We start from the raw sequence: 22,726 nt of genomic DNA, 5'->3' as shown, positions 1-22,726 counted from the left end.
TGGTTGGATGTTTGAGAGCCTTCAGGAACGCCTAGGCGGCATATTGAACGGACTGACGGGCCGCGGCGCCCTGTCGGAGGCCGACGTCAACGCTGCGCTCCGCGAAGTGCGCCGCGCGCTTCTGGAAGCCGACGTGGCGCTGGACGTGGTCCGCTCCTTCACCGAGCGCGTCCGTGAAAAGGCGGTCGGCGCGACCGTTCTCAAGGCGATCAAGCCCGGCCAGATGGTCGTCAAGATCGTCCATGACGAACTTGTGGAGATGCTGGGCGCCGAAAGCGAGACGGTCGACCTCAACGCGCCCGCTCCCGTCGTCATCATGATGGTCGGCCTGCAGGGATCGGGCAAGACCACCACCACCGGCAAGATTGCGCTGCGCCTGACCAATCGCGAGCGCAAGAAGGTTCTGATGGCCTCGCTCGACACGCGCCGTCCGGCCGCCCAAGAGCAGCTCCGCCAATTGGGCGTTCAGACCAATGTCGACACGCTGCCGATCATTGCCGGCCAGTCGCCCGTGGACATCGCCGCCCGCGCCGTCCAGGCCGCCAAGCTCGGCGGCCATGACGTCGTCATTCTCGACACCGCCGGCCGCACCCATATCGACGAGCCGTTGATGGTGGAAATGGCGGAAATCAAGCGGAAGTCCAATCCGCATGAAATCCTGCTGGTCGCCGACGCTCTGACCGGTCAGGACGCCGTCAATCTCGCCCGCAATTTCGACGAACGCGTCGGCATCACCGGCCTCGTGCTGACCCGCATGGACGGCGACGGCCGCGGCGGCGCGGCGCTGTCGATGCGCGCCGTCACCGGCAAGCCGGTCAAGCTGATCGGCGCCGGCGAAAAGATGACGGATCTGGATGAATTCCATCCACGCCGCATCGCCGACCGCATCCTGGGCATGGGCGACATCGTCTCGCTGGTCGAAAAGGCCGCTGAGACGATCGACGCCGAAAAAGCCAAGGCCATGGCCGAGAAGATGGCCAAGGGCAAGTTCGACCTGAACGACCTCGCCGACCAGCTCGCGCAGATGCAGAAGATGGGCGGCATGGGCGGCATCATGGGACTGATGCCCGGTATGGCCGGCATGAAGGACAAGCTGGCCGGCGCCGGCTTCGATGATCGCTCGATCAAGCGCCAGATTGCCATCATCTCCTCGATGACCAAGGCCGAGCGCGCCAATCCCGACATTCTCAAGCATTCGCGCAAGAAGCGCATCGCCGCCGGCTCCGGCACCGACGCCGCCGAAATCAACAAGCTGCTCAAGATGCATCGCGGCATGGCCGACATGATGAAGGCCATGGGCGGCGGCAAGGGCGGCGGCATGATGAAACAGATGATGGGCGGCCTCGCCAGCAAGATGGGCCTCGGCGGCATGGGTGGAATGGGCGGCATGCCCGACCTCTCCAAGCTCGATCCGAAGCAGCTCGAAGCGCTGGCCAGGCAGGCGGAGGCCGCGGGCCTTCGCCCCGGCTCCGGCATGCCCGGCCTCGGCGGCCCCAAACTTCCGGGTCTGGGCGGCGGCTTCCCCGGCCTTCCCGGTCTGCCGAAGAAGAAGTGAGGCGCCGAGACATGACCGAAGCCGAGGTGAAGAGCCAACTCGCCCAGTATCGCCAGTCGATCGACAATGTCGACGCAGCGCTTGTTCACATGCTCGCCGAGCGCTTCCGCTGCACCAAGGCGGTGGGCGTGCTCAAGGCGACCTACAATCTGCCGCCGGCCGATCCGGCGCGCGAGGAATACCAGATCAACCGCCTGCGGCAGCTTGCCAAGGACGCCGATCTGGACCCTGATTTTGCCGAGAAATTCCTGAATTTCATCATCAAGGAAGTCATCCGGCATCATGAGGCCATCGCCGCCGATCTCGGCGGCAAAGAGACTGCCGCCTCCTGAGGGAAGCGGAACCACCATCTAGAGACATCCAAGGAGAAAAACATGTCCCTGAAAATTCGTCTGGCCCGCGGCGGCTCCAAGAAGCGTCCTTACTACCATGTCGTCGTCGCCGACGCCCGCTCGCCGCGCGACGGCCGCTTCATCGAGAAGCTCGGCTCCTGGAACCCGATGCTCGGCAAGGACGACGCCAACCGCATCGTTCTGAACAACGACCGCATCAAGCATTGGCTCGACAACGGCGCCCAGCCGACCGACCGCGTGCTGCGCTTCATCGCCGACGCCGGCCTCGGCAAGCGCGACGCCCGCAACAATCCGGAAAAGGCTCAGCCCGGCAAGAAGGCCATCGAACGCGCCAAGGAAAAGGCCGCCAAGGCCGAAGCGGCCGCCGCTGAATAATTCGGCTTCGCCGGCATTCGAAAGCCCTCGCGCGAATTCGCGCGGGGGCTTTTCTTCGTGTGCGCTTCGGCGCTAATAGCAGTCAGCGCCGACAGAGGCGAAAACCGCGATCCCAAGCGAGGTGACCATGGCCCTGGGCAACAAGAAACTCGAAAACCCCGTGCTGATGGGCGTCATCGGCGCGGCGCAGGGTCTGCGCGGCGAAGTGCGCGTCAAGTCCTTCACCGAAGAACCCGTCGCCATCAGCGAATACGGCACGCTCTACGGCGTGGACGGCAAGCCCTACGAGATTCTCGATATCCGCCCGCACAAGGACATGGTCGTCATCCGCTTTCGCGGCGTCAACGACCGCAACCAGGCCGAAGAATTGCGCGGGACCGAACTCTATGTCGAACGCGACGCGCTCGACGACGAGGATCTCGACGACGACGAGTTTTTCTATGCCGATCTCGAAGGCCTGGAAGCGCGCGACGCCGATGGCAACGCCTATGGGGTGGTCAGCGGGATCTTCGACTTCGGCGCCGGCGACATTCTCGAATTGACCCAGGAAGGAAAGCGGGCGCAATTGATCCCCTTCTCCGAGGCTGCAGTGCTCGAAATCGACCTCGAGGCGGGCGTGCTGCTGATCGACCCGATCGCCGCCGGCCTGGTCAATCCCGATGGCGACGACGAGCCTCGCGGCGAGGGTCGCGGATGACGTTCGGCGCCTCGATCCTGACGCTCTATCCGGAGATGTTTCCCGGCTATCTCGGCGAATCCCTGTCCGGCAAAGCGCTGTCGCGCGGCGATTGGGCGCTGGAGACGATCCATATCCGCGATTTCGCCAGCGACAAGCATCGCAGCGTCGACGACACGCCCGCAGGCGGCGGCGCCGGCATGGTGCTTAGGGCCGACATCCTCGCCAAAGCGATCGATTCGGTGGCGGCCGACGACCGTCCCCGACTGCTGATGAGCCCGCGCGGACGACCGCTGACCCAGGCGAAGGTGCGCGAACTCGCGGCCGGCCCCGGCGTCGTCATCGTCTGCGGCCGCTTCGAAGGCGTGGACCAGCGGGTGATCGACAGCCGCAATCTCGAGGAAGTGTCGATCGGCGACTATATCCTCTCGGGCGGCGAACCGGCGGCGATGATCCTGCTCGACGCCGTGATCCGCGTCCTGCCTGGCGTAATGGGCAATCCGCTGTCGGGGACCCACGAGAGCTTTGAAAACGGACTGCTCGAACATCCGCACTACACCCGTCCACAGAGCTTCGAAGGCGTCGATATCCCGGAGATCCTCACCTCCGGCAACCACGCCAGGATCGAGGCCTGGCGGCGCGAACAGGCGCTGAAACTGACTTACGAACGCCGGCCCGACCTCCTGCCGGCTCAGCCGGTCAAGAAGTAGTAGATAGACAATCCCAGCCCGCAGGCGACCACCATCCAGCGCAGGAGCGCCTGCGGCGCGCGCTTGGCGAAATGCACGCCGGCATAACCGCCCAAGGCTGCGGCCGGCAGCATGATGGCGGCATGCGTCCAGGCGACCGCGTCAGCCGCCGAAAAGACGATGATGGCGACCAGCGCGATGACGATGGCCAGGAAATTCTTGATGGCGTTCAGCCGGTGATAATCGCCGCCCATCGCGAGCCCCAGCGACGCCAGCATCATGATGCCCATGCCGGCGCCGAAGAAGCCGCCATATATGGACGTCGCCGTTTGCGCGGCGAGGCCGACAATGCCGGGGGCGTGGCGCTCGCCGAGATGTTTCGGCCTGAGCCATGGACCGGCGGCGAAGACGATGGTCGCGGCGAGCAACAGCCAGGGCACCATGCCGCGAAAATCCGCGTCGCTCAGCGACATCAGGAACAGGGCGCCGAGCAGACTGCCGACGAGCGACACGATGCCCAAGGGGAGCGCGCTCCGCCACAGGCGGCGGAAATCCCTGAAATAGGCGAGCGTCGAGGTGATATAGCCGGGAAACTGGATGATCGACGACGTGGCGTTGGCCGCCACCGGCGGCAGGCCCGCCAGCGTCAGCACGCCGAAAGTCAAAAACGTGCCGCCGCCGGCCACCGCATTGACGGCGGCGGACAGAAAACCTGCGGCGAACATGGCGGCGATCATGCCTGCGGTCACGGTGCGCTCTCTCCTATGGACATCAATCTCGCTCGACTACTCATAGACCGATTTGTCTGGAAACTCCCGCCTTACGAAATCGTCGAACAAGGGAACGGTGAATTCGGTGCTGCCATAGGCCGGGCTCCAAACCATGCCCTTCGCGATAAGGCTTGAGCGCAGGGGCGCGACGGTAGAGACCTTGGCGCCATAAGCCTTGGCGATATCTCCGGACAGATGCGGTCCTGGCCCGAGATAGGCCATCGCGATGATGTACTTTCGCTCGGTTGGCGTCATTCGCTCCAGACGCATTCGGAAGAAGCTCTCATCAAGCCGCCGCATGGCTTCAGGTCTCGCGCTAACCACGTCGGCTTCGGTGATGACCGGACCTTTGGCGACATTCCAGGACACAAATCCCCACTCCTGCAAAAAGTAAGGATAGCCTCTCGTCACGTCGAAGATCGCCTTGAGAGCAGCCTCGGTGAATTCCACGCCATTGTCGGCCGCAGGCTCGGAAATCGCCTTTCGCGCATCTGAATAGCTGAGAGCCTGAACCCGCGGAAAGTCGAACAGGCGCTCCGCATAGGATCTGGAATCGCCCATCTTGGCAAGCAACTGCGGAAGACCGGCGCCGAGGAGCACGATCGGCAGGCCGCGTTGATTGACTCGATGGATGGACATGACGAGCGCGCTCAGTTCGAGCTGCGAGAAATACTGCATCTCGTCGATCAGAATGGCGAGCGCGGTTCGCCGGGCCTTTGCCGCAAGTCCGACGGCTTGGATCAGTTCGGGAAGATCGTTGCTCAAGTCTCCGCTGTCCGCCGTGCCGGCTTCCTCTCCAAGGTCCACGCCGACTTCGATCTCTCCAAGCTTCACATTGATCGTCTTGGCAAAATTTCTGAGAATCCGCAGTCCTCGCTCCGCGAGCGCCTTGGCGGATTCCGTACGGGACATTTTCAAGAGGGCGCTTCTTAATTGTGGAACAATCAATTTCGCTAGCGAAGCGTCGTCATGCGCTTCCATGTAGATCACATGATAGTTGCTGTCCTCGGCGAGTTCCTGGACCTTGTTCAAGACAACCGTCTTCCCGACCCCACGCAAACCGACCGCGATGAAGCTCTTACCCTGAAAGCCGTTGCGAGCACGTTGAAGAGTCGCGGTGGCTGTGGCGACGAGATCGTCGCGGCCTGCGATAACAGGCGGCCTGCTGCCCGCGCCGGGCGCATAGGGGTTTGTGGCCAGATCCATATTTGATTTGCCAGCTTATCGAGATTAGGAAAGTTTAAGGTAGTTTATCATGAGCATGATAAGCGAGCAATAAACTGGTGAGGCGAACTGGGCTTGTTACGCTACGGTTTGAGCTCGATTATTGAGTTTAGGATAGTTTATGCGACTGTCGATGTGAGAACTGGCGGGCAAATAGTTTGCTCAACGGGGTGACAAACAGGCAAAGCTGGTGTAAAGCCCCGCGCGGAATGGGCAAAAGCCCATCAACCAGCAATGAAAGGCAGACGTATCCGCTCCCGCCCGAAAGGGCAAGCGCCAGAGGTTTCGACCAAAGGCGGATCGAGGGCGCTCTGGCTGTCAAACCACAAATGAGGTTGACTATGAACATCATCCAGCAGTTGGAAGCCGAACAGGCCGCCAAGATCGCCGCCAAGCGCACGCTTCCCGACTTCTCCCCCGGCGACACGATTCGTGTCGACGTGCGCGTCGTCGAAGGCACCCGCACCCGCGTGCAGGCCTATGAGGGCGTCTGCATCGCCCGTTCGGGCTCGGGCCTGAACGAGAGCTTCACCGTTCGCAAGATCTCCTATGGCGAAGGCGTCGAGCGCGTGTTCCCGGTCTACTCGCCGATGGTCGAAGGCGTGGAAGTTGTGCGTCGCGGCAAGGTTCGTCGCGCCAAGCTCTACTACCTGCGCGACCTGCGCGGCAAAAAGGCTCGCATCATCGAAAACACCAGCGTTCGCGCCCGCAAGCTCAACGAAGGCGTTCGTCAGGCTCAGCAGGCTGAAAAGGCCCGCATCGAAGCCGAGAAGGTCGCCGCCGCCCAGGCTCTGGCCGCCGAGAAGGCTGCTGCCGAAGCTGCCGCCGCTGCTGAGAAGGCTGCCGCCGAGAAGGCCGCCGCCGAAGGTTCTGCTGAATAAGCCGATCTGCACATGCTGTTCGAACGGCGCCCCCCGGGGCGCCGTTTTTGTTTGCAGGCGCCGATATCCAGCGAATCGATGAGGCGTGGATCGACGGCCAGCGCCCCCAATTCGTGCTTGCGGCCTGCTCAATCCAGAGTTACCTCCCAGGAATTCACCTGTGGAGTTTCTATGCGTTTCTTCAATTTCTTGAACTGCTTGGCAATTTGCGTTTCCCTGTCGGCATGCGTCCAGAGTGACGAGGATCTGAGGCGGCTGCGAACGGACATGAAAAAATACCCAGACGCCGTGGCGGCGGCTCAGAAAATATGTGTTCGCAATCTGACTTACTGGGATCTGGACACCAAGTCGAATGCGGCGATTTACATGCGCACGAGCAAGGAAGATTTGCCGAAGACCGCCTGCCGCCGCATTCTGAAGGCTCTGGCGTCGGATCGACTGCAAGCGTCCGATTTCGTCGCCCTCCGGCGGGACGGGCGTTTCACGCCGCGGATGATCGCGGCGCTCAGAAACGGCTGACGAGGTATTCGCGGATCGGAAGATGCTTATCCTTGCCGCCCTCCGGCGAGCGGGTTAGATACGACTTTCCAATTCATCGGGCGAAGCGGTCGGCATGACGAGAAGCATTACTATCCTCGGGGCCACGGGCTCCATCGGCGTCAATACGCTCGACGTGCTGACGCAAATGGAAGCCAAGGACGAATTCGAGGTGGCGGCGCTGACGGGCGCCGGCAATATCGCCCTCCTCGCCGAGCAAGCGGTGCGGCATCAAGCAAAGCTCGCCGTCACTGCCGATGAGTCCCGCTATCTGAATCTCAAGGACGCGCTGGCGGGCACAGGCGTCGCCGTCGCGGCCGGCGAGAGCGGTCTGATCGAGGCCGCCGATATGCCCGCCTCCATGGTCATGGCCGCGATCGTCGGCACGGCCGGGCTTGCGCCCACGCTCGCGGCCGCGCGCCGCGGCGCCGATATCGCGCTGGCCAACAAGGAATGCCTGGTGTCGGCGGGCGAGTTGTTCGTAAGCGCGGTCAAAGCGGGCGGCGGACGCCTCCTGCCGGTCGACAGCGAGCACAGCGCCATTTTCCAGTCGCTCGATCCCGAACGTCGTCATGCGGTGGAGCGTGTGATCCTGACCGCCTCCGGCGGCCCCTTCCGAACCTGGAGCCGCGAACAGATGGCCGGCGTCAGCGCCGACGTCGCTCGCGCCCATCCCAACTGGTCGATGGGGCTGAAAATCTCCATCGGCAGCGCCAGCATGTTCAACAAGGCGCTCGAGGTGATCGAGGCCAAGCACCTCTTCGATCTCGAACCGCATGAGATCGAAGTGATCGTGCACCCGCAATCGATCATCCATTCCATGGTCGGCTATCGCGATGGGTCGATCATCGCCCAGCTCGGCGCGCCCGATATGCGCACCGCGATCGGCTATGCGCTGGCCTATCCCGACCGCCCTGCCCTCAATGTCGAACGGCTCGATTTCGCCAAGCTCGCGCGGCTGGATTTCGAGGCGCCAGACGAAGTCCGTTTTCCGGCGCTCCGGCTGGCGCGTCTCGCGCTGACGCGTGGCGGCGTGCAGGCGCTGACGATGAACGCCGCCGAGGAAACCGCCTTTCACGCCTTCTGCGACGGCAGGATCGGCTTTCTCGACATGGCCGACATCGCCGAAAGCGCCATGGAGTCCATGGTGGATTGGCCGGCGGCGAACACCATCGAAGACGTCTTCGCCGCCGACGGCGAGGCGCGCCGGCGCGCGGCGGAATTCATCGCCCGCAAGGCGTTCTAATTTCAGCCATAGATCGCCTGGACGATTTCTTCGGGATAGCGGCCCGTGCAGCCTTCGAGCGCATTGTTGGTGACCGAAAGACCGGTGATGCGGTTGACGGGATCGATGAACCAGTTGAGCCCGTAGACCCCGCCCCATCGCACCGTGCCTTCGGGCTGGAGCGTCATCGCCAGACGACGGTCGGTGACGAGGGCGCCGACATAGGTGAATTTGCGGCCCGGCTCCGCCTCGATCTCGCCGATCTGGTTGGACAGCGCCGATCGCACCGTCTCGGGCGAGAGTATGTCGCCGCCGCCCTGCGCCAGCGTGTCGAGAAAGGTCATCACGTCCGGCGCCGTGCCGGCCATGCCGGCGCCGCCGGATTGAAACGCCCGGGGATTGAAGATCCGGCCCGGCGAGAAGGTCAGGGTCCAACCCTCCGTTTCCGGCGGGCTATAGGGATCGGGCATGCGGACCGCCTCCGGATGACTATCCGCATAGGCGACCGCCAGCCTGTTGGCGTCGGTGACATGAAAGCGGCAGTCATCGAGCCCCAGGGGATCGCAGACATAGGTCCTGACCGCCTCTTCCAGCGTTCCGCCCTGCACTCTGGCGATCACAGCGCCGAGAATGTCGGTGGCGTAGGAGTAAAGCCATTGGCTGCCGGGCTCGAAATGCAGCGGGATCGCGTTGACGCGGGAGAAATTGGCTTCATAATCGAGATCGGTGTCGGCGAGGCCGCAATTGACGGCGAGATCGGCCGGCAGGCGCTCAAGCGCTGGATCATAGGCGAGCCCGGCGGTATGGGTCAGCAGATGATGAAGCGTGATATCGCCCACTCGCCCATCCGCCAGCTTGGGCTGGAACCAGGGCAGATGATCGCGCACGAGATCCTGGACCGACAGCAGGCCGCGTTCGGCCATGGCGAGCGCCGTGGCGGCGACGAAGGGCTTGGTGACCGAGGCCAGGCGAAAGATCGTGTCCATGGCGACGGGTCGCCCTGCCTCGCGATCAGCAAAGCCAGCGGCGCGGGCATAGACCGGCTCGCCGTCGCGATGCACCAGAACCACAGCTCCCGTGATGCGCCCCTCGCCGATGGCGCGGTCGATCGTCTGGTCCAATCGCTGGTCCATACCCATGAAAACCCTCCCCTGAAACGACACATGCGGACCATCTCTCGATGATCCGCATGACGATTTCAAGCGATGGATTTGATCAGGCGACGGCGCGGGCCAGGGCGCAGCGCGCCCACAGCGAATGCAGCGAGCCGACCAGATGGTCGATATCGCCATCGGTGTGATAGGGGGCCGGGGTGATGCGCAGGCGCTCGGTCTTCTTCGGCACCGTCGGATAGTTGATCGGCTGGACATAGATGCCGAAATTGTCGAGCAACAGGTCCGAGATCCATTTGCACTTGGCGGCGTCCTTCACCATCACCGGCACGATATGGCTGGGATTGTGAAGATGTGGAATGCCGTTAGCGTCGAGTGCGGCGCGCAGCTTGCGCACACGGTCCTGATGCCGGGCGCGCTCGAACGGGCTCGCCTTCAGATGCTGGATCGAGGCGAGAGCGCCGGCGGCGATCGCCGGCGGCAGCGAGGTCGTGAAGATGAAGCCCGAGGCGAAAGAACGCACGAAATCGCACAGCGCATGCGACCCGGTGATATAGCCGCCCATGACGCCGAACGCCTTGCCGAGCGTGCCTTCGATCACCGTGAGGCGGTGCATCTGGCCGTCGCGCTCGGCGATGCCGCCGCCGCGGGGACCATAGAGGCCGACGGCGTGCACTTCGTCTAGATAGGTCATGGCGCCGAACTCGTCGGCGAGATCGCAGATTTCCTTGATGGGCGCGATATCGCCGTCCATCGAATAGACCGATTCGAAAGCGATCATCTTCGGCGCCTTAGGATCGGCAGCTTCGAGATGGGCGCGCAGATCGGCGAGGTCATTGTGCTTGAAGATTACGCGCTGACACTTGGCGTGACGAATGCCTTCGATCATCGAAGCGTGGTTGCCGGCGTCCGAGAATACGATCATTCCCGGGATCTTCGAACAGAGCGTCGAGAGCGTGGTCCAGTTGGACATATAGCCGGAATTGAACAGCAGCGCCGCCTCCTTGCCATGCAGATCCGCGAGCTCCTGCTCGAGCAGAACATGGTAGTGATTCGTGCCGGAAATATTTCGCGTGCCGCCCGCGCCGGCGCCGCAGGAATCGATCGCTTCCTTCATCGCCGCGATGACCTTGGGATGCTGGCCCATGCCGAGATAATCGTTCGAGCACCAGACGGTCACTTCCTGCGGGCCGTTTTCCGTATGGCGAATGGCCTTGGGGAATTGTCCCGCGCGACGTTCCAAATCGGCGAAAACGCGGTAGCGGCCTTCCTGGTGCAGCCCATCCAGCGCTTCCGTGAAGAAGGCTTCGAATTCCATAATCATCTCCAGACTCTTAAGGTCTTTTGTGTTTGGAATCATTCCAAACGTCAACCCCTGCCCCTGCGAATCATGAGCTCCGCGTCGTTACAGCGCATTATCATTCATATCGCTAAAATAGGCATTAAAGCCTGAAACACGATGCCGCCTTGACTTACGTCAAGACGGCCCGGAATGGCGCGAAAGAGCCGCGTTTCAGAATTCTTCCCAATTGTCCTGGGCGAGCGCGGTGGCGCCGATGGACGCCGGAGCGCTGCGTTGCGGCCTGGGTGAGGCATGTTTAGCCGGCGACGGCTGGGGCGCACGGATGGAGGGTTTCGGCGCGGTGACAGATTTGGCCGGCGCTCGCGTCCTCACGGCTTCCTTGGCCCGACCGGTGCGGAACTCGCCGAGCATCTCATTGATTCGCACCGCCTCGTCGGCAAGGTGATTGCTGGCGCTGTTGGTCTGTTCCACCATCGCTGCGTTCTGCTGCGTGCCCTGATCGATGACGGTGACGGAAGAATTGATGTCCGACAACGCATTGGTCTGGTCGCGCGCCGCCTCGTGGATGGCGTGGATATGCTGGCTGATTTCGGTGACTTCGTGGACGATGCGGCCAAGCGCCTCGCCGGTTTCGGCCACCAGCGCCACGCCGTTCTTAACCTGTTCGCCGGAATTGGTGATCAGGCTCTTGATTTCCTTGGCCGCCTTGGCGGAGCGTTGCGCGAGTTCCCGCACTTCCTGCGCCACGACAGCGAAACCCTTGCCGGCGTCGCCGGCCCGCGCCGCTTCCACGCCTGCATTGAGAGCGAGCAGATTGGTCTGGAAGGCGATCTCGTCGATCACGCCGATGATGTTGGAGATCTCCTTCGACGAATTCTCGATGCCGCTCATCGCCGCCACCGCCTGATCGACGATCTGGCCGGATTGCTGGGCGCCGGCCTTGGCGCGGCCGGCGAGATCATTGGCCTGGGCGGCGCGCTGGGCCGAATCGGACACTGTGGCGGTGATCTGCTGGAGGGCTGCGGCTGTTTCTTCCACGGAAGCCGCCTGCTGCTCGGTGCGCTTGGCGAGCTGGTCGGCAGAGGAATGGATGTCGCTCGCCTCGGTTTGTATCTGGGCGGCCGACGTCTCGATACGGTGAATGGTGCCGGCCAGCTCTTCCATCGCGGCGTTGAACGCCTGGCCCATCGCGGCATAGGCCGGAGGCAATTCCGCGCCGATACGGTGATCCAACCGCTTTTCGCCGAGCGCGGCGATCGCCTGGCCCAACACCTGGGACACGTGCTCGGCTTCCTGCAGCGCCTGTTGCTGCGTCGCCTTCAGCGCCGCTTCTTTCTCCTCGACATAGACGGAGATCGCCAGATCCATGTCCAGGAACACCGCCTTGGCGAGACTGCCGAGCATGGCCCCGAGTTCGTCTGCGTCGGCGCCCTTCTTGCCGAACAGACCGTTGCCCGGCGCATGCGCCTTGACCGCTTCTTTCAGGAGATGGTCGAGGATGATCGCGTAGCCGCCGATATACCATTGCGGTTCGAGCCCGATCCGGGCATGCGCCATGCCGATGGCCCGGACATTGGACGCATATTTCTCGGTGAAGTCGCCCTTGATGATGCTGGTCCAGTGACCGACTTGGGCGCCCTTGGCGGCCGCCATATGCTGATCGGAAGAAAAGAAGCGGCGCGTCTCCGGCGTGCCGGCGACCTTGCCGTAGAATTTGTCGAGCGCTTTGGGCAGTTCGCGCTCGATCACCTCGCGAAGAGACCCGACCTGCTCCTTTTCGGCCTGGGCGAATTGCATGAATTCCAGACGGCGGTCGATCTTGGGCGCGGCATTGTCTTGAAGCGGCGAGGTCATCGAAATTTCCTGAAAGCACTCCCTGCCCCAGCGCGCGTCATGCAGCCGAGCGGGCTCACGTCCGACAGCATCGTCGAACCCGACATCCCCAAATTCTTACAAATAAAACAATAAACACTTGTTAAACGGCAAATCGCCGCGACCCGAATTTCGACGGGTCGCGGCGATCGATTTGATCCGCTTCGATCAACCGGCGGCGGCGACTGCCCGCTTGGCCATTACCCGCACCAGATTGGCGCGATAGGCGGACGAGCCGTGGATATCGGCCATCATCGAGCCTACGTCGACATCGACGCCGGCGACCGCATCCGCCGACCAGTCGGCGGCGAGCGCCCCTTCCATGCCTGCATGGCGGAAGACGCCGTTGGAGCCCGCCCCCGTCACCGCCACGCGGACGCCGCCCGAGGCGGATTTCGCCACGAAGACGCCAGCCATGGCGTAGCGCGAAGCGGGATTGGCGAATTTCGAATAGCCGGCCTTGGCCGGCGCCTCGAATTCGAAGGCGACGATGATCTCGCCGTCCGAAAGCGCCGTCTCGAACATACCGCGGAAATAGTCGTCTGCGGCGATGCGGCGCTTGTTGGTCACGACGGTGGCGGCGAGCGCCAGAACGGCGGAGGGGTAATCCGCCGCCGGATCGTTGTTGGCCACCGATCCGCCCATCGTGCCCATGTGACGAACATGCGGATCGCCGATCATACCGGCGAGTTGCGTGATGGCCGGGCAGACGACGCGCAGCGCCGACGACGTCGCCACCTCGAAATGGGTGACGCCGGCGCCGATGCGCACCGACGAGCCGTTGACCGAGATGCCCTTGAGCTCCGGCGCATGCCGGAGATCGACGAGATCGGACGGCGCCGCCAGCCGTTGCTTCATCGTGGCGATGAGCGTCATGCCGCCGGCGAGATATTTGGCGTCTTCGCCGGCGCCGAACTTGGCCGCTGCGTCATCGACGGAAGAGGCGCGGTGATAGGACGTGTTGTACATCGTGGTTCCTCCCCGGGTCAGGCGTTGGCGAGCGACCACACCTTTTCAGGCGTGGCGGGCATGGTGAGCGCATTGTTGCCGATGGCGTCGGTGATGGCGTTTATCAGCGCCGGCGGCGAGCCGATGGCGCCGGCTTCCCCGCAACCCTTGATGCCGAGCGGATTGCCCGGGCAGGGCGTGTTCTGATGCGACACGGAGAAGGACGGCAGGTCGTCGGCGCGCGGCATGGCGTAATCCATATAGCTCGCCGTCAGCAACTGGCCGTTCTCGTCATAGATGACGCCTTCGAGCAGCGCCTGGCCGACGCCCTGGGCGATGCCGCCATGCACCTGCCCCTCGACGATCATCGGATTGATGATGTTGCCGAAATCGTCGGCGGCGACGAACTGGCAGATCTCGGTCTTGCCGGTTTCCGGATCGACTTCGACCTCGGCGATGTAGCAGCCGGCCGGGAAGGTGAAGTTGGACGGATCGTAGAAGGCGCTTTCCTTCAGGCCCGGCTCCATACCGGACGGCAGGTTGTGCGCGGTGTAAGCGGCGAGCGCCACCTGGAACCATGGCAGCTTCTTGTCGGTGCCGGCGACCACCAATTCGCCATTCTCGATCTGGATATCGGCCTCGTCGGCCTCCATCAGATGCGCGGCGATCTTCTTGGCCTTGGCTTCGACCTTGTCGAGCGCTTTGACGATCGCCGACATACCGACGGCGCCGGAGCGCGAGCCATAGGTGCCCATGCCCATCTGCACTTTGTCCGTGTCGCCATGGACGATATTGACATTGGCGATCGGCACGCCGAGGCGATCGGCCACGAGCTGGGCAAAGGTGGTTTCATGACCCTGGCCGTGGCTGTGCGAACCGGTCAGCACTTCGATCGTGCCGACCGCGTTGACACGCACTTCCGCCGATTCCCAGAGGCCGACGCCGGCGCCGAGCGAGCCCACCGCCTGCGAAGGGGCGATGCCGCAGGCCTCGATATAGCAACTCATGCCGATGCCGCGCAGCTTTCCTCGGGTCTTGGCTTCGGTCTTGCGGGCGGCAAAACCGTCCCAATCCGCAGCTTGCATGGCGGCGACGAGCGACGCCTCGTAGTCGCCCGCGTCGTAATTCATGATCACCGGCGTCTGATAGGGGAAGCTGCGGATGAAGTTCTGCTTGCGCAATTCGGCCGGCGAGACGCCGAGTTCGCGCGCCGCCGTTTCCATCGTCCGTTCGAGAAGATAGGTCGCCTCCGGACGACCCGCGCCGCGATAGGCGTCGACCGGGGCGGTGTTGGTGTAGACGGTGCGGACATTGCAGTGGATCGCCGGAATGGCGTATTGGCCCGACAGCAGCGTCGCATAGAGATAGGTCGGCACCGCCGAAGAGAACAGCGACATATAGGCGCCGAGATTGGCGATCGTGTCCACCTTGAGGCCGATGACCTTGTTGTCGGCGTCGAACGCCATCTTGACCTTGGAGACATGGTCGCGGCCATGCGCGTCGGTCAGGAAGGCTTCGGTGCGATCCGACGTCCATTTCACCGGCACGCCGGTCTTCTTCGAGGCCCAGAGACAGACGATTTCTTCCGGATAGATATAGATCTTCGAGCCGAAGCCGCCGCCGACATCGGGGGCGATGACGCGCAGCTTGTTTTCCGGCGCGACATTGTAGAAAGCGCTCATCACCAGCCGCGCCACATGCGGATTCTGCGAGGTGGTGTAGCAGGTATAGTGATCCTCGGCCTCGTCATAGATGCCGAGGGCTGCGCGCGGCTCCATCGGATTGGGCGAAAGACGGTTGTTGTGGATCTCGATCTCGGTGACATGCGCGGCGCGGGCGATGGCCGCATCGGCAGCCGTGCTGTCGCCGATCTCCCAGTCGAAGATCAGATTGCCGGACGCTTCCGGATGGATCTGCGGCGCGCCGGCTTCCAGCGCGTCGGTCGCCGAGACCACCGCGTCCAGCACGTCGTAATCGACCACCACTTGTTCGGCGGCGTCGCGGGCTTCGCCCACGCTGTCGGCCACCACCACCGCGACGGCGTCGCCGACATAGCGGACGGTGTCGTAGGCGAGTGGACGCCAGGCCCCCATCTTCATCGGCGAACCATCCTTGGAATGGATCATCCAGCCGCAGATCAGATTGCCGATGCCGTCTTCCTGCAATTGCTTGCCGGTCAGTACGCCGATCACGCCCGGCATCTCCTTTGCGGCGGAAAGGTCGATGCCGGTGATCTTCGCATGCGCATGCGGGCTGCGCACGAACACCGCGTATTTCATGCCGGGCACGCTCATGTCGTCGGTGTAGCGGCCCTTGCCGGTGAGGAAGCGCTTGTCTTCCTTGCGCGCAACGCGCGCGCCAATTCCTTCGATACCCATCGGTTTCTCCTCCCGAGAGATTGAATCTTATTCGGCGGCTTGCTTGGCGTTCATGTCGGCGGCGGCCGACAACACCGATTTGACGATGTTATGGTAGCCGGTGCAGCGACAGATATTGCCTTCGAGCTCATGCCTGACGGTCGCTTCGTCGAGCTGGCCGCCATGGCGGCGGATCATGTCGATCGACGTCATCACCATGCCGGGCGTACAGAAGCCGCATTGCAGGCCGTGGTTTTCCTTGAACGCCGCCTGCACCGGATGCAATTCGCCGTCGGCGGCGACGCCTTCGATCGTGGTGATCTCCGAACCGTTCGCCTGAACGGCCAGAACCGAGCAGCTCTTGACCGACTTTCCGTCCATGTGAACGACGCAGGCGCCGCATTGGGTGGTGTCGCATCCAACATGCGTGCCCGTCAGAGCCAGCTTGTCGCGTATGAAATTCACGAGAAGGGTGCGGTCATCGCAATCGGCGGACATGCGCCGGCCGTTCACCGTCAAGGTTACCTTTGTCATCCTAATCCTCCCAAGGGTTAGACCCTTCCGGCAGTGTGCCAGCTTCCCGCCGTTCATCAAGCAGCATCGTCGTGAGCGGGCCGTGCGCGCAGAAAAAGTGACGCATTGGTGAGACAGTGCCTTCGGGAACAACAACGGCCGATTGGCGCAGGGTAGAAATTTTTCTGCTCAAGGCTGGAACGAATTCACATTTTGAGCTTTTTTAGCTTCTAGCGATCTCCGGTCGGAATCGCGAAACGGGCGTTCGTTCCGGCTGGAAAGCTTGTTTTTGCCGGATGGCCGGCAAACTTTCGGAGGCAATCAATGTACAAAGCAATCGCAATCGTGGTGGCGGGCCTGACGGTGGCCGGCTGCACCCAGACGGAAAGAGGCGCAGCGGTCGGCGCGGCGTCCGGCGCCGTCATCGGCGGCATCGTGTCCAACGACGTGCGCGGCGCAGCCGTCGGCGCAGCGATCGGCGGCGTCCTCGGCGCCGTGGCCGCCCAGCCGGGCCAGTGCTACTATCGCGACAAGTGGGGCCGTCGCTATATCGACGATTGCCCGCGCCGCTATCGCCAGCGCACACGGGTGGTCGTGCGCTACTGAGCGTCGGCGCCAGAGAATTTTCAATCCCGGGGCGACGCTCCGGGATTTCTTTTATCGGGCGTTGCGTCGAGATGTCGGCCCGATCAGTTTTGCGCCCGTTCATGGAGCGAGAAACACGCTTTTTTATTAAAACATAATTCTTTGTTAAATTCTTTTGTGAAATCTACAGTGGCTTCGTGGATGAATTTTGGACCGACGGTGCGGCCCACCGTCTTGTCGACGTCCTGCCGGATGTCTGCGTCACTTCACGCTGTTTCTCCCGGCTTCGCACCGGCAGCGCCAGCTCGTATCCACACAACAAGATGATTGGATGTCCGAGATCATTCGGCGCATGTAGGACGAGTCTATAATGATGTCTTTCAGTCTCGGCGGCGACGCCGGAAGTATCTTGGCCGCCTTGCAAAAGTCGCTCGCCATCATCGAATTCACGGTCGACGGCGAGATTCTGTCGGCGAATGAAAATTTCTGCCGAACGCTGGGTTACAGCCCGGAGGAAATCCGGGGCCAGCATCACCGTCTGTTCGTCGACCCCGTAGAGGCCGCGAGCCCCACTTATGGCGAATTCTGGAACAAGCTGCGGCGCGGCGAATTCGACGCCCGCGAATATCTCCGCTTCGGCAAGAACCGGCGCGAAGTCTGGATTGCAGCGTCGTACAATCCCGTCTTCTCGGGCGGAAAACTGCGAAAGATCGTCAAGATCGCCACCGATATCACCGAGCAAAAGCTGAAATCCATCGAGGATGCCGGCAAGCTGGACAGCATATCCCGCATCCAGGCCGTGATCGAATTCACGCCGGCCGGCGAGATCATCACCGCCAACGAGAATTTCCTGACCACGCTCGGCTATTCGCAGTCCGACATCGTCGGCAAGAAACATGCGATGTTCTGCGCCGCCGACTACGTTCGTTCGGACGAGTACAGGCAATTCTGGGCCGATCTCGCGGGGGGAAAATTCAAGGCCGGCGAATTCGAGCGCATCGGCAAGGACGGACGCCCCGTCTATATTCAGGCGAGCTATAATCCGATCCTCGACCCCTCCGGCAGAGTGGTGAAGGTGGTGAAGTTCGCCACCGACGTGACGCTGCGCGTCAACGCCGTGGACGCCCTGGCGCAAGGACTTCAGGATCTCGCCGCCGGCAATCTCGATCAGACGCTGACGGCGCAGTTTCCCGACAATCTCGTCAAGATCCGCGATGACTTCAACAGTTCGATCAGCCGGCTGCGCGGCGCCATGGACGAGATCAGCAACAACGCGTTCGCCATCGGCTCGGGCGCCGACGAGATCCGCGCCGCCGCCGACGAACTCGCCCGCCGGACGGAGCAGCAGGCGGCGTCCGTGGAGGAGACGGCCGCGGCCCTCGAGCAAATCACCACCACTGTATCGGACTCCAGCAAGCGGGCGGACGAGGCGAGCCGGCTGGTCAGCCGCACCAAGGAGAACGCCGAGAAGTCCGGCGCAGTCGTGAAACAGGCGATTGCGGCCATGGGCGCGATCGAGAATTCGTCGCGCGAGATCTCGAACATCATCGGCGTCATCGACGAGATCGCCTTCCAGACCAATCTGCTCGCGCTGAATGCCGGCGTGGAAGCCGCCCGCGCCGGCGAGGCGGGCAAAGGCTTCGCCGTCGTCGCGCAGGAAGTCCGCGAACTGGCCCAACGCTCTGCGAAGGCCGCCAAGGAAATCAAGACACTGATCAACACCTCGTCGGAGCAGGTCCGGGGCGGCGTCGGACTGGTCGGGCAGACCGGCGGCGTTTGACCGAAATCGTCGGCCAGGTTCAGGATATCGACCGCAATATCCGCGCCATCGTCGAATCGGCCCGTGAGCAGGCGGTCGGTTTAAACGAAATTAACGAAACCGTGATACTCATGGATCAAGGCACCCAGAAAAACGCCGCCATGGTCGAGGAATCCACCGCAGCGAGCCACGGTCTTGCCAGGGAAGTGAGCGCATTGAACATGTTGCTCGCGACTTTCAAAACCGGCGCTTCGCGACAGAGAATTTCTTCGGCGCCGGTCGTCGCCGCGCAGGCGACGCCGCCGATGTCGACGCACAGGGTCAAGCCGCAAAAAGTCAACCGGGCATTCGCCTCCCAAGGCAATGCCGCTATTGCCCAGTCCGCTGACAACTGGGAGGAGTTTTGAGCATGGCGACACCGCAGTCCACCGCGATCTTCGAATCCGACACGATCGAAATCATCGCCTTTCGCCTGCATGATCAGGAGTTCTGCGTGAAGACCACGACCATCCGCGAGATCCGCGGCTGGGCGCCCTCGACGCCGATCCCGCACTCCCCCAAGGACGTCATCGGCGTGATGAACCTTCGCGGCACGGTGATCCCGATCATAGACCTCGCCCGCAAGCTGGGCCTGCCGAGCGCCGCCGCCAACGAGCGCAGCGCGATCGTGGTGACCGAAGTGCGCAACATGATCATCGGCATGCTGGTGGATCGCGTCTCGGACATCCTCACCATCAAGAGCTCCGAAGTTCAGCCGGCCCCCGAAATCACCACTTCTTTCGACAAGGCCTATACCGACGGCATCATCGCTCGCGAAAACGGCATGATCTGCTTCCTGAATCTCGCCAAGATGTTCCACGATCAGGAAGCCATCGCCGCCTGAGCTGCAGCAGAATAAATTGAAAAAAGCCGCGCCCGACAGCATCGGGCGCGGCTTTTTGTCGTTGGCGGCGCGCGCTCACTCGGCCGGAGCGGGCTCCGGCGCGGCTTCGCCGTTCTCGGCGCCTGCGGCGGCGCGCGGCGTCCGGCGCGGGCGGCTGGCGCTGCGACGGCGGGTGGCTTTTTCTGCGGCGGGAGCTGCGTCCTGCTGTGCGGCTTCGGTTTCGATCTGGACTTCGGCCGGAACGCCTTCGATGACCGGCTGAGGCGTGCTTTCGTCGATCACCGGCTGCGGCTGAGGCTGCGGCTTGGGTTGCGAATGACGCGGCGACTGCCTCTGCTGCGGCTGAGGCTGCGCTTGCGGCTGAGCCTGAACTTGCGGCTGAGGCTGTGGCTGTGGCTGTGGCTGATGGGCGGGTTCGGCCTGTACTGCGGACTCTGCCGGGGAGTCGCCGTCTTCTTCTTCGCGCTCGGAATAATCCTGACGTTCCTGGCCCTGTTCAAACCGGTCGTCGCGCTGATAACGCTCCTGATACATGGCCTGCGCCGCCGCGATGATTCGGTTGTAATGTTCGGCATGCTGGAGATAGTTTTCCGCCATGACCCGGTCGCCGGAACTCGACGCATCGCGCGCCAGCGCCATATATTTTTCGGCGATCGTCTGCGCCGTGCCGCGAACCTTCACATCGGGGCCGGAACTGTCATAGGTTCTGGTGAGCGGGTTCTGGCCCTTGCGGTTGTTGTTGTTGTTATTATTGTTATTGTTGTTGCTGTTATTGTTGCCGCCGCTGCTGCGGCCGCGGCTGCGCTGCTTCTGCTGTCCAGGCCTCATCAATCATTCACCCGAAATGTCTGTTTCCATTGCGCTCCGACGCGCCGCATCGGCGTTGAGAGCGCAGCTTTCGCGCTTCACTGTCGCGATCACGTCCACGGACGCCGCTGATCCCGGAATCTACTCCAAAAATCCAGAGCCCAGCACCGGACTCGATATGTCAGGACGTATGTTTTGAGAAACCCCAAAGCCCGGCAATCAATTATCGAATCGCTGATCCAGCGGATGCCGCCCGGTGCATGAGGCGACCCTAGACCGCTTTCCGAAGGATTCCAAGCCCTTTCTTGGGAAAGAGCTCAATATTCACGCGCTGAAAGCGGCCTGGACAGATCTTGTTTTGGAAAAGACCTGCACCCGATCATTGCCGCCATAGTCTCGCCGAGCTTCCGACAAAATGAAACCTTGCCCGCGAAAGATGTCTTCGACGCTCTGTCTTTGATCGAAGCCGGTTTCGACGGCGACAAAGCCCATGGACGCGAGATGCGCGCCGGCGCCGGCTGCAATGGCGCGATAGGCGTCCAGGCCATCCTCGCCGCCGTCCAGCGCCAGAAGCGGATCATGCTCGCGCACCTCCACATCGAGCGTCGGGATGACAGCGGAGGGTATATAGGGAGGGTTGGAGACGATCACGTCGAACACACGCCCCGCGAGCGGCGCAAACCAAGAGCCGCAACCCGTGTCGAAGCGATCGGCTAGACCCAGAACCTCGGCGTTCTTCTGCGCGGTGGCGAGGGCTTTTTCGGAGAGGTCGACTGCCATGCCTCGCGCGAGAGGCATTTCGGACAGGAGAGCCAGCAAAATCGCGCCTGTGCCCGTGCCGAGATCGACGATCGACAGCGGCTCCTCGCGCCGCGGCCGCAAGCGTTCCAAAACCGTCTCGACGAGGGTTTCCGTGTCCGGGCGCGGCTCCAGCGTCGCCTCGCTCAACTGGAATTCTAGGCCGAAGAATTCCCGCCGGCCGAGAATGCGGTGCGGCGGCTCGCCTGCGAGCCTGCGATCGAGCATCGCGTCGAGCCGCGTTTCATCTTCGGAGCGGAGAGCGAGTTCGGGGCGCGCCAGCATGGCGGCGCGATCGAGCCCCAGCGCGCCGCCGATGAGAATGCGGGTTTCGGCCGCGGCATCCTCGACCCCGGCAGCCTGAAGCGCGCGTCGAAAGCGATCCATCATGGCGCCGAGCGTGATGCTCACGAGAGGCCGCCTTCACCCAGGCGGGCGAGCTCCGAGGCCTGGAAATCGGCGATCAATGCGTCGACGACATCGCCGATTTCGCCCTGCATCACCCGGTCGAGCGAATAGAGGGTCAGATTGATGCGGTGGTCGGTCAGCCGACCCTGCGGGAAATTATATGTGCGAATGCGTTCGGATCGGTCGCCCGATCCTACCTGGCTGCGTCGATCCGCAGACCGGGCGCTGTCGGCCCGCTGACGCTCCATGTCCAAAAGTTTGGAGCGCAGCACCTGCATCGCCTTGGCGCGGTTCTGGTGCTGAGACTTCTCCGAACTGGTGACGACGATGCCGGTGGGAAGATGCGTGATGCGCACGGCGGAATCGGTGGTGTTGACATGCTGTCCGCCCGCGCCGGACGCCCGCATCGTGTCGATCCGGATATCCTCCTGGCGGATCTCGATGTCGATGTCCTCCGCCTCCGGCAGAACGGCGACCGTGGCCGCCGATGTATGGATGCGCCCTTGCGATTCGGTCGCCGGCACGCGCTGCACGCGATGCACGCCGGATTCGAATTTCAGCTTCGAGAACACGCCGCGGCCCGAAATCTCGGCGATGACTTCCTTGTAGCCGCCCGCCTCGCCTTCGCTTTCGGACAGGATTTCCACCTTCCAGCCATGGGTGGAGGCGTAACGCTCATACATCCGGAAGAGATCGCCGGCGAAGAGCGCGGCCTCGTTGCCGCCGGTGCCGGCGCGGATTTCGAGAATGGCGTTCTTTTCGTCGGCCGCGTCCTTGGGCAGGAGCGCGATCAGCAAATCCTTTTCGAGCTGCTCGATCCGGTCCTGCAGGTCGGGCAGTTCGAGTTCGGCGAGGTCGCGCATGTCGCGATCCATGCCGCCGTCGGCGAGAATGGCGCGCAGGCCCGAAAGTTCTTCCTGCGCCTTCATGTAGGCGGAAATCTTCGCCACGACCGGCTGCAGTTCCGAATATTCTGCGGCGAGCCTGATATAGACGTCTGCCGCCGGGCCCTCGCCCATGCGCGCCTCGACCTCCGCGAAACGGCGTTCGAGTTCCTTCATCTTGTCGAGCGGGAGCGTGGCCAAGGATCTATACC

21 protein-coding genes and 1 pseudogene are annotated in these 22,726 nt (G+C 62.8%); 11 read left to right on the top strand and 11 right to left on the bottom strand.

Translation table 11 applies throughout. The annotated features are described in order from the left end of the window. Positions 1 to 7: 7 nt before the first annotated feature. The 5 genes from ffh to trmD all read left to right on the top strand — a co-directional run bounded on the left by ffh (position 8) and on the right by trmD (position 3,669). On the top strand, positions 8 to 1,555 hold the full coding sequence (gene ffh / locus OCK01_RS17705) for a signal recognition particle protein (protein ID WP_263825063.1): 1,548 nt from the start codon (positions 8 to 10) through the stop codon (positions 1,553 to 1,555). 11 nt (positions 1,556 to 1,566) lie between these two features. Further along, the gene (locus OCK01_RS17700; RefSeq protein WP_182828085.1) at positions 1,567 to 1,887 is read left to right on the top strand and encodes a chorismate mutase; all 321 of its coding nucleotides are present in this window, start codon (positions 1,567 to 1,569) and stop codon (positions 1,885 to 1,887) included. A 42-nt stretch (positions 1,888 to 1,929) separates the two neighbouring features. Beyond that, positions 1,930 to 2,283: a 30S ribosomal protein S16 gene (rpsP, locus tag OCK01_RS17695; RefSeq protein ID WP_263825062.1), complete on the top strand. Its 354-nt coding sequence runs from the start codon at positions 1,930 to 1,932 to the stop codon at positions 2,281 to 2,283. 127 nt (positions 2,284 to 2,410) lie between these two features. Beyond that, entirely contained in the window at positions 2,411 to 2,980 is a 570-nt protein-coding gene (gene rimM, locus OCK01_RS17690; protein ID WP_182828083.1) for a ribosome maturation factor RimM, read from the top strand. Further along, positions 2,977 to 3,669, top strand: coding sequence for a tRNA (guanosine(37)-N1)-methyltransferase TrmD (trmD, locus tag OCK01_RS17685; RefSeq protein ID WP_263825061.1), 693 nt, complete (start codon positions 2,977 to 2,979; stop codon positions 3,667 to 3,669). Before rimM ends, trmD begins: the two co-directional genes overlap by 4 nt. Here trmD and OCK01_RS17680 read toward each other — a convergent pair. Both OCK01_RS17680 and OCK01_RS17675 read right to left on the bottom strand, forming a co-directional pair. Next, positions 3,651 to 4,385 (bottom strand): sulfite exporter TauE/SafE family protein, encoded by a 735-nt coding sequence (locus tag OCK01_RS17680; protein ID WP_263825183.1) that lies wholly within the window; start codon positions 4,383 to 4,385, stop codon positions 3,651 to 3,653. The genes trmD and OCK01_RS17680 overlap by 19 nt on opposite strands. Before the next feature lie 48 nt (positions 4,386 to 4,433). Then, positions 4,434 to 5,624 carry an ATP-binding protein gene (locus OCK01_RS17675; RefSeq protein ID WP_263825060.1) on the bottom strand — a complete coding sequence of 397 codons (1,191 nt, stop codon included), beginning with the start codon at positions 5,622 to 5,624 and terminating at the stop codon, positions 4,434 to 4,436. A gap of 359 nt (positions 5,625 to 5,983) precedes the next feature. Here OCK01_RS17675 and rplS point away from each other — a divergent pair, with 359 nt between their 5' ends. From rplS to dxr, 3 genes are all read left to right on the top strand, one after another. Then, positions 5,984 to 6,523 (top strand): 50S ribosomal protein L19, encoded by a 540-nt coding sequence (gene rplS, locus OCK01_RS17670; RefSeq protein WP_263825059.1) that lies wholly within the window; start codon positions 5,984 to 5,986, stop codon positions 6,521 to 6,523. Positions 6,524 to 6,694: 171 nt separating this feature from the next. Further along, on the top strand, positions 6,695 to 7,042 hold the full coding sequence (locus OCK01_RS17665) for a hypothetical protein (protein WP_263825058.1): 348 nt from the start codon (positions 6,695 to 6,697) through the stop codon (positions 7,040 to 7,042). 94 nt (positions 7,043 to 7,136) lie between these two features. Continuing rightward, entirely contained in the window at positions 7,137 to 8,306 is a 1,170-nt protein-coding gene (dxr, locus tag OCK01_RS17660) for a 1-deoxy-D-xylulose-5-phosphate reductoisomerase (protein ID WP_263825057.1), read from the top strand. A 2-nt stretch (positions 8,307 to 8,308) separates the two neighbouring features. Here the strand turns inward: dxr and OCK01_RS17655 are convergent, their stop codons facing one another. From OCK01_RS17655 to OCK01_RS17630, 6 genes are all read right to left on the bottom strand, one after another. Then, on the bottom strand, positions 8,309 to 9,424 hold the full coding sequence (locus tag OCK01_RS17655) for a serine hydrolase domain-containing protein (RefSeq protein ID WP_263825056.1): 1,116 nt from the start codon (positions 9,422 to 9,424) through the stop codon (positions 8,309 to 8,311). Between the two features lie 76 nt (positions 9,425 to 9,500). Beyond that, the gene (hemA, locus tag OCK01_RS17650; RefSeq protein WP_263825055.1) at positions 9,501 to 10,715 is read right to left on the bottom strand and encodes a 5-aminolevulinate synthase; all 1,215 of its coding nucleotides are present in this window, start codon (positions 10,713 to 10,715) and stop codon (positions 9,501 to 9,503) included. 195 nt (positions 10,716 to 10,910) lie between these two features. After that, on the bottom strand, positions 10,911 to 12,554 hold the full coding sequence (locus OCK01_RS17645) for a globin-coupled sensor protein (RefSeq protein WP_263825054.1): 1,644 nt from the start codon (positions 12,552 to 12,554) through the stop codon (positions 10,911 to 10,913). Between the two features lie 186 nt (positions 12,555 to 12,740). Continuing rightward, a complete protein-coding gene (locus tag OCK01_RS17640; RefSeq protein WP_263825053.1) occupies positions 12,741 to 13,541 on the bottom strand; it encodes an FAD binding domain-containing protein in 801 nt (266 codons plus the stop codon). A gap of 17 nt (positions 13,542 to 13,558) precedes the next feature. Next, positions 13,559 to 15,898 carry a xanthine dehydrogenase family protein molybdopterin-binding subunit gene (locus OCK01_RS17635; protein ID WP_263825052.1) on the bottom strand — a complete coding sequence of 780 codons (2,340 nt, stop codon included), beginning with the start codon at positions 15,896 to 15,898 and terminating at the stop codon, positions 13,559 to 13,561. 27 nt (positions 15,899 to 15,925) lie between these two features. Further along, a complete protein-coding gene (locus OCK01_RS17630) occupies positions 15,926 to 16,411 on the bottom strand; it encodes a (2Fe-2S)-binding protein (protein ID WP_263825051.1) in 486 nt (161 codons plus the stop codon). A 303-nt stretch (positions 16,412 to 16,714) separates the two neighbouring features. Between OCK01_RS17630 and OCK01_RS17625 the strand changes: the two genes are divergently transcribed. The 3 genes and pseudogenes from OCK01_RS17625 to OCK01_RS17615 all read left to right on the top strand — a co-directional run bounded on the left by OCK01_RS17625 (position 16,715) and on the right by OCK01_RS17615 (position 19,617). Beyond that, a complete protein-coding gene (locus OCK01_RS17625) occupies positions 16,715 to 16,996 on the top strand; it encodes a YMGG-like glycine zipper-containing protein (protein WP_182828073.1) in 282 nt (93 codons plus the stop codon). A gap of 349 nt (positions 16,997 to 17,345) precedes the next feature. After that, positions 17,346 to 19,141 (top strand): annotated as a pseudogene (locus OCK01_RS17620) (methyl-accepting chemotaxis protein). Positions 19,142 to 19,143: 2 nt separating this feature from the next. Next, the gene (locus tag OCK01_RS17615) at positions 19,144 to 19,617 is read left to right on the top strand and encodes a chemotaxis protein CheW (RefSeq protein ID WP_182828072.1); all 474 of its coding nucleotides are present in this window, start codon (positions 19,144 to 19,146) and stop codon (positions 19,615 to 19,617) included. Positions 19,618 to 19,692: 75 nt separating this feature from the next. Here the strand turns inward: OCK01_RS17615 and OCK01_RS17610 are convergent, their stop codons facing one another. The 3 genes from OCK01_RS17610 to prfA all read right to left on the bottom strand — a co-directional run bounded on the left by OCK01_RS17610 (position 19,693) and on the right by prfA (position 22,715). Next, positions 19,693 to 20,445 carry a DUF4167 domain-containing protein gene (locus OCK01_RS17610; RefSeq protein WP_263825050.1) on the bottom strand — a complete coding sequence of 251 codons (753 nt, stop codon included), beginning with the start codon at positions 20,443 to 20,445 and terminating at the stop codon, positions 19,693 to 19,695. Positions 20,446 to 20,748: 303 nt separating this feature from the next. After that, positions 20,749 to 21,633, bottom strand: coding sequence for a peptide chain release factor N(5)-glutamine methyltransferase (prmC, locus tag OCK01_RS17605; protein ID WP_263825049.1), 885 nt, complete (start codon positions 21,631 to 21,633; stop codon positions 20,749 to 20,751). After that, complete coding sequence (prfA, locus tag OCK01_RS17600; RefSeq protein WP_182828069.1) at positions 21,630 to 22,715, bottom strand: peptide chain release factor 1; 1,086 nt, start codon at positions 22,713 to 22,715, stop codon at positions 21,630 to 21,632. Before prfA ends, prmC begins: the two co-directional genes overlap by 4 nt. Positions 22,716 to 22,726: the final 11 nt, after the last annotated feature.

It is taken from the genome of Rhizobium sp. TRM95796 (assembly GCF_025779995.1).
Classification (GTDB): Bacteria; Pseudomonadota; Alphaproteobacteria; order Rhizobiales; family Rhizobiaceae; genus Rhizobium_E.
The sequence above is the reverse complement of the archived record's forward strand: the minus strand, read 5'-3'. Positions and strand labels throughout refer to the sequence as shown.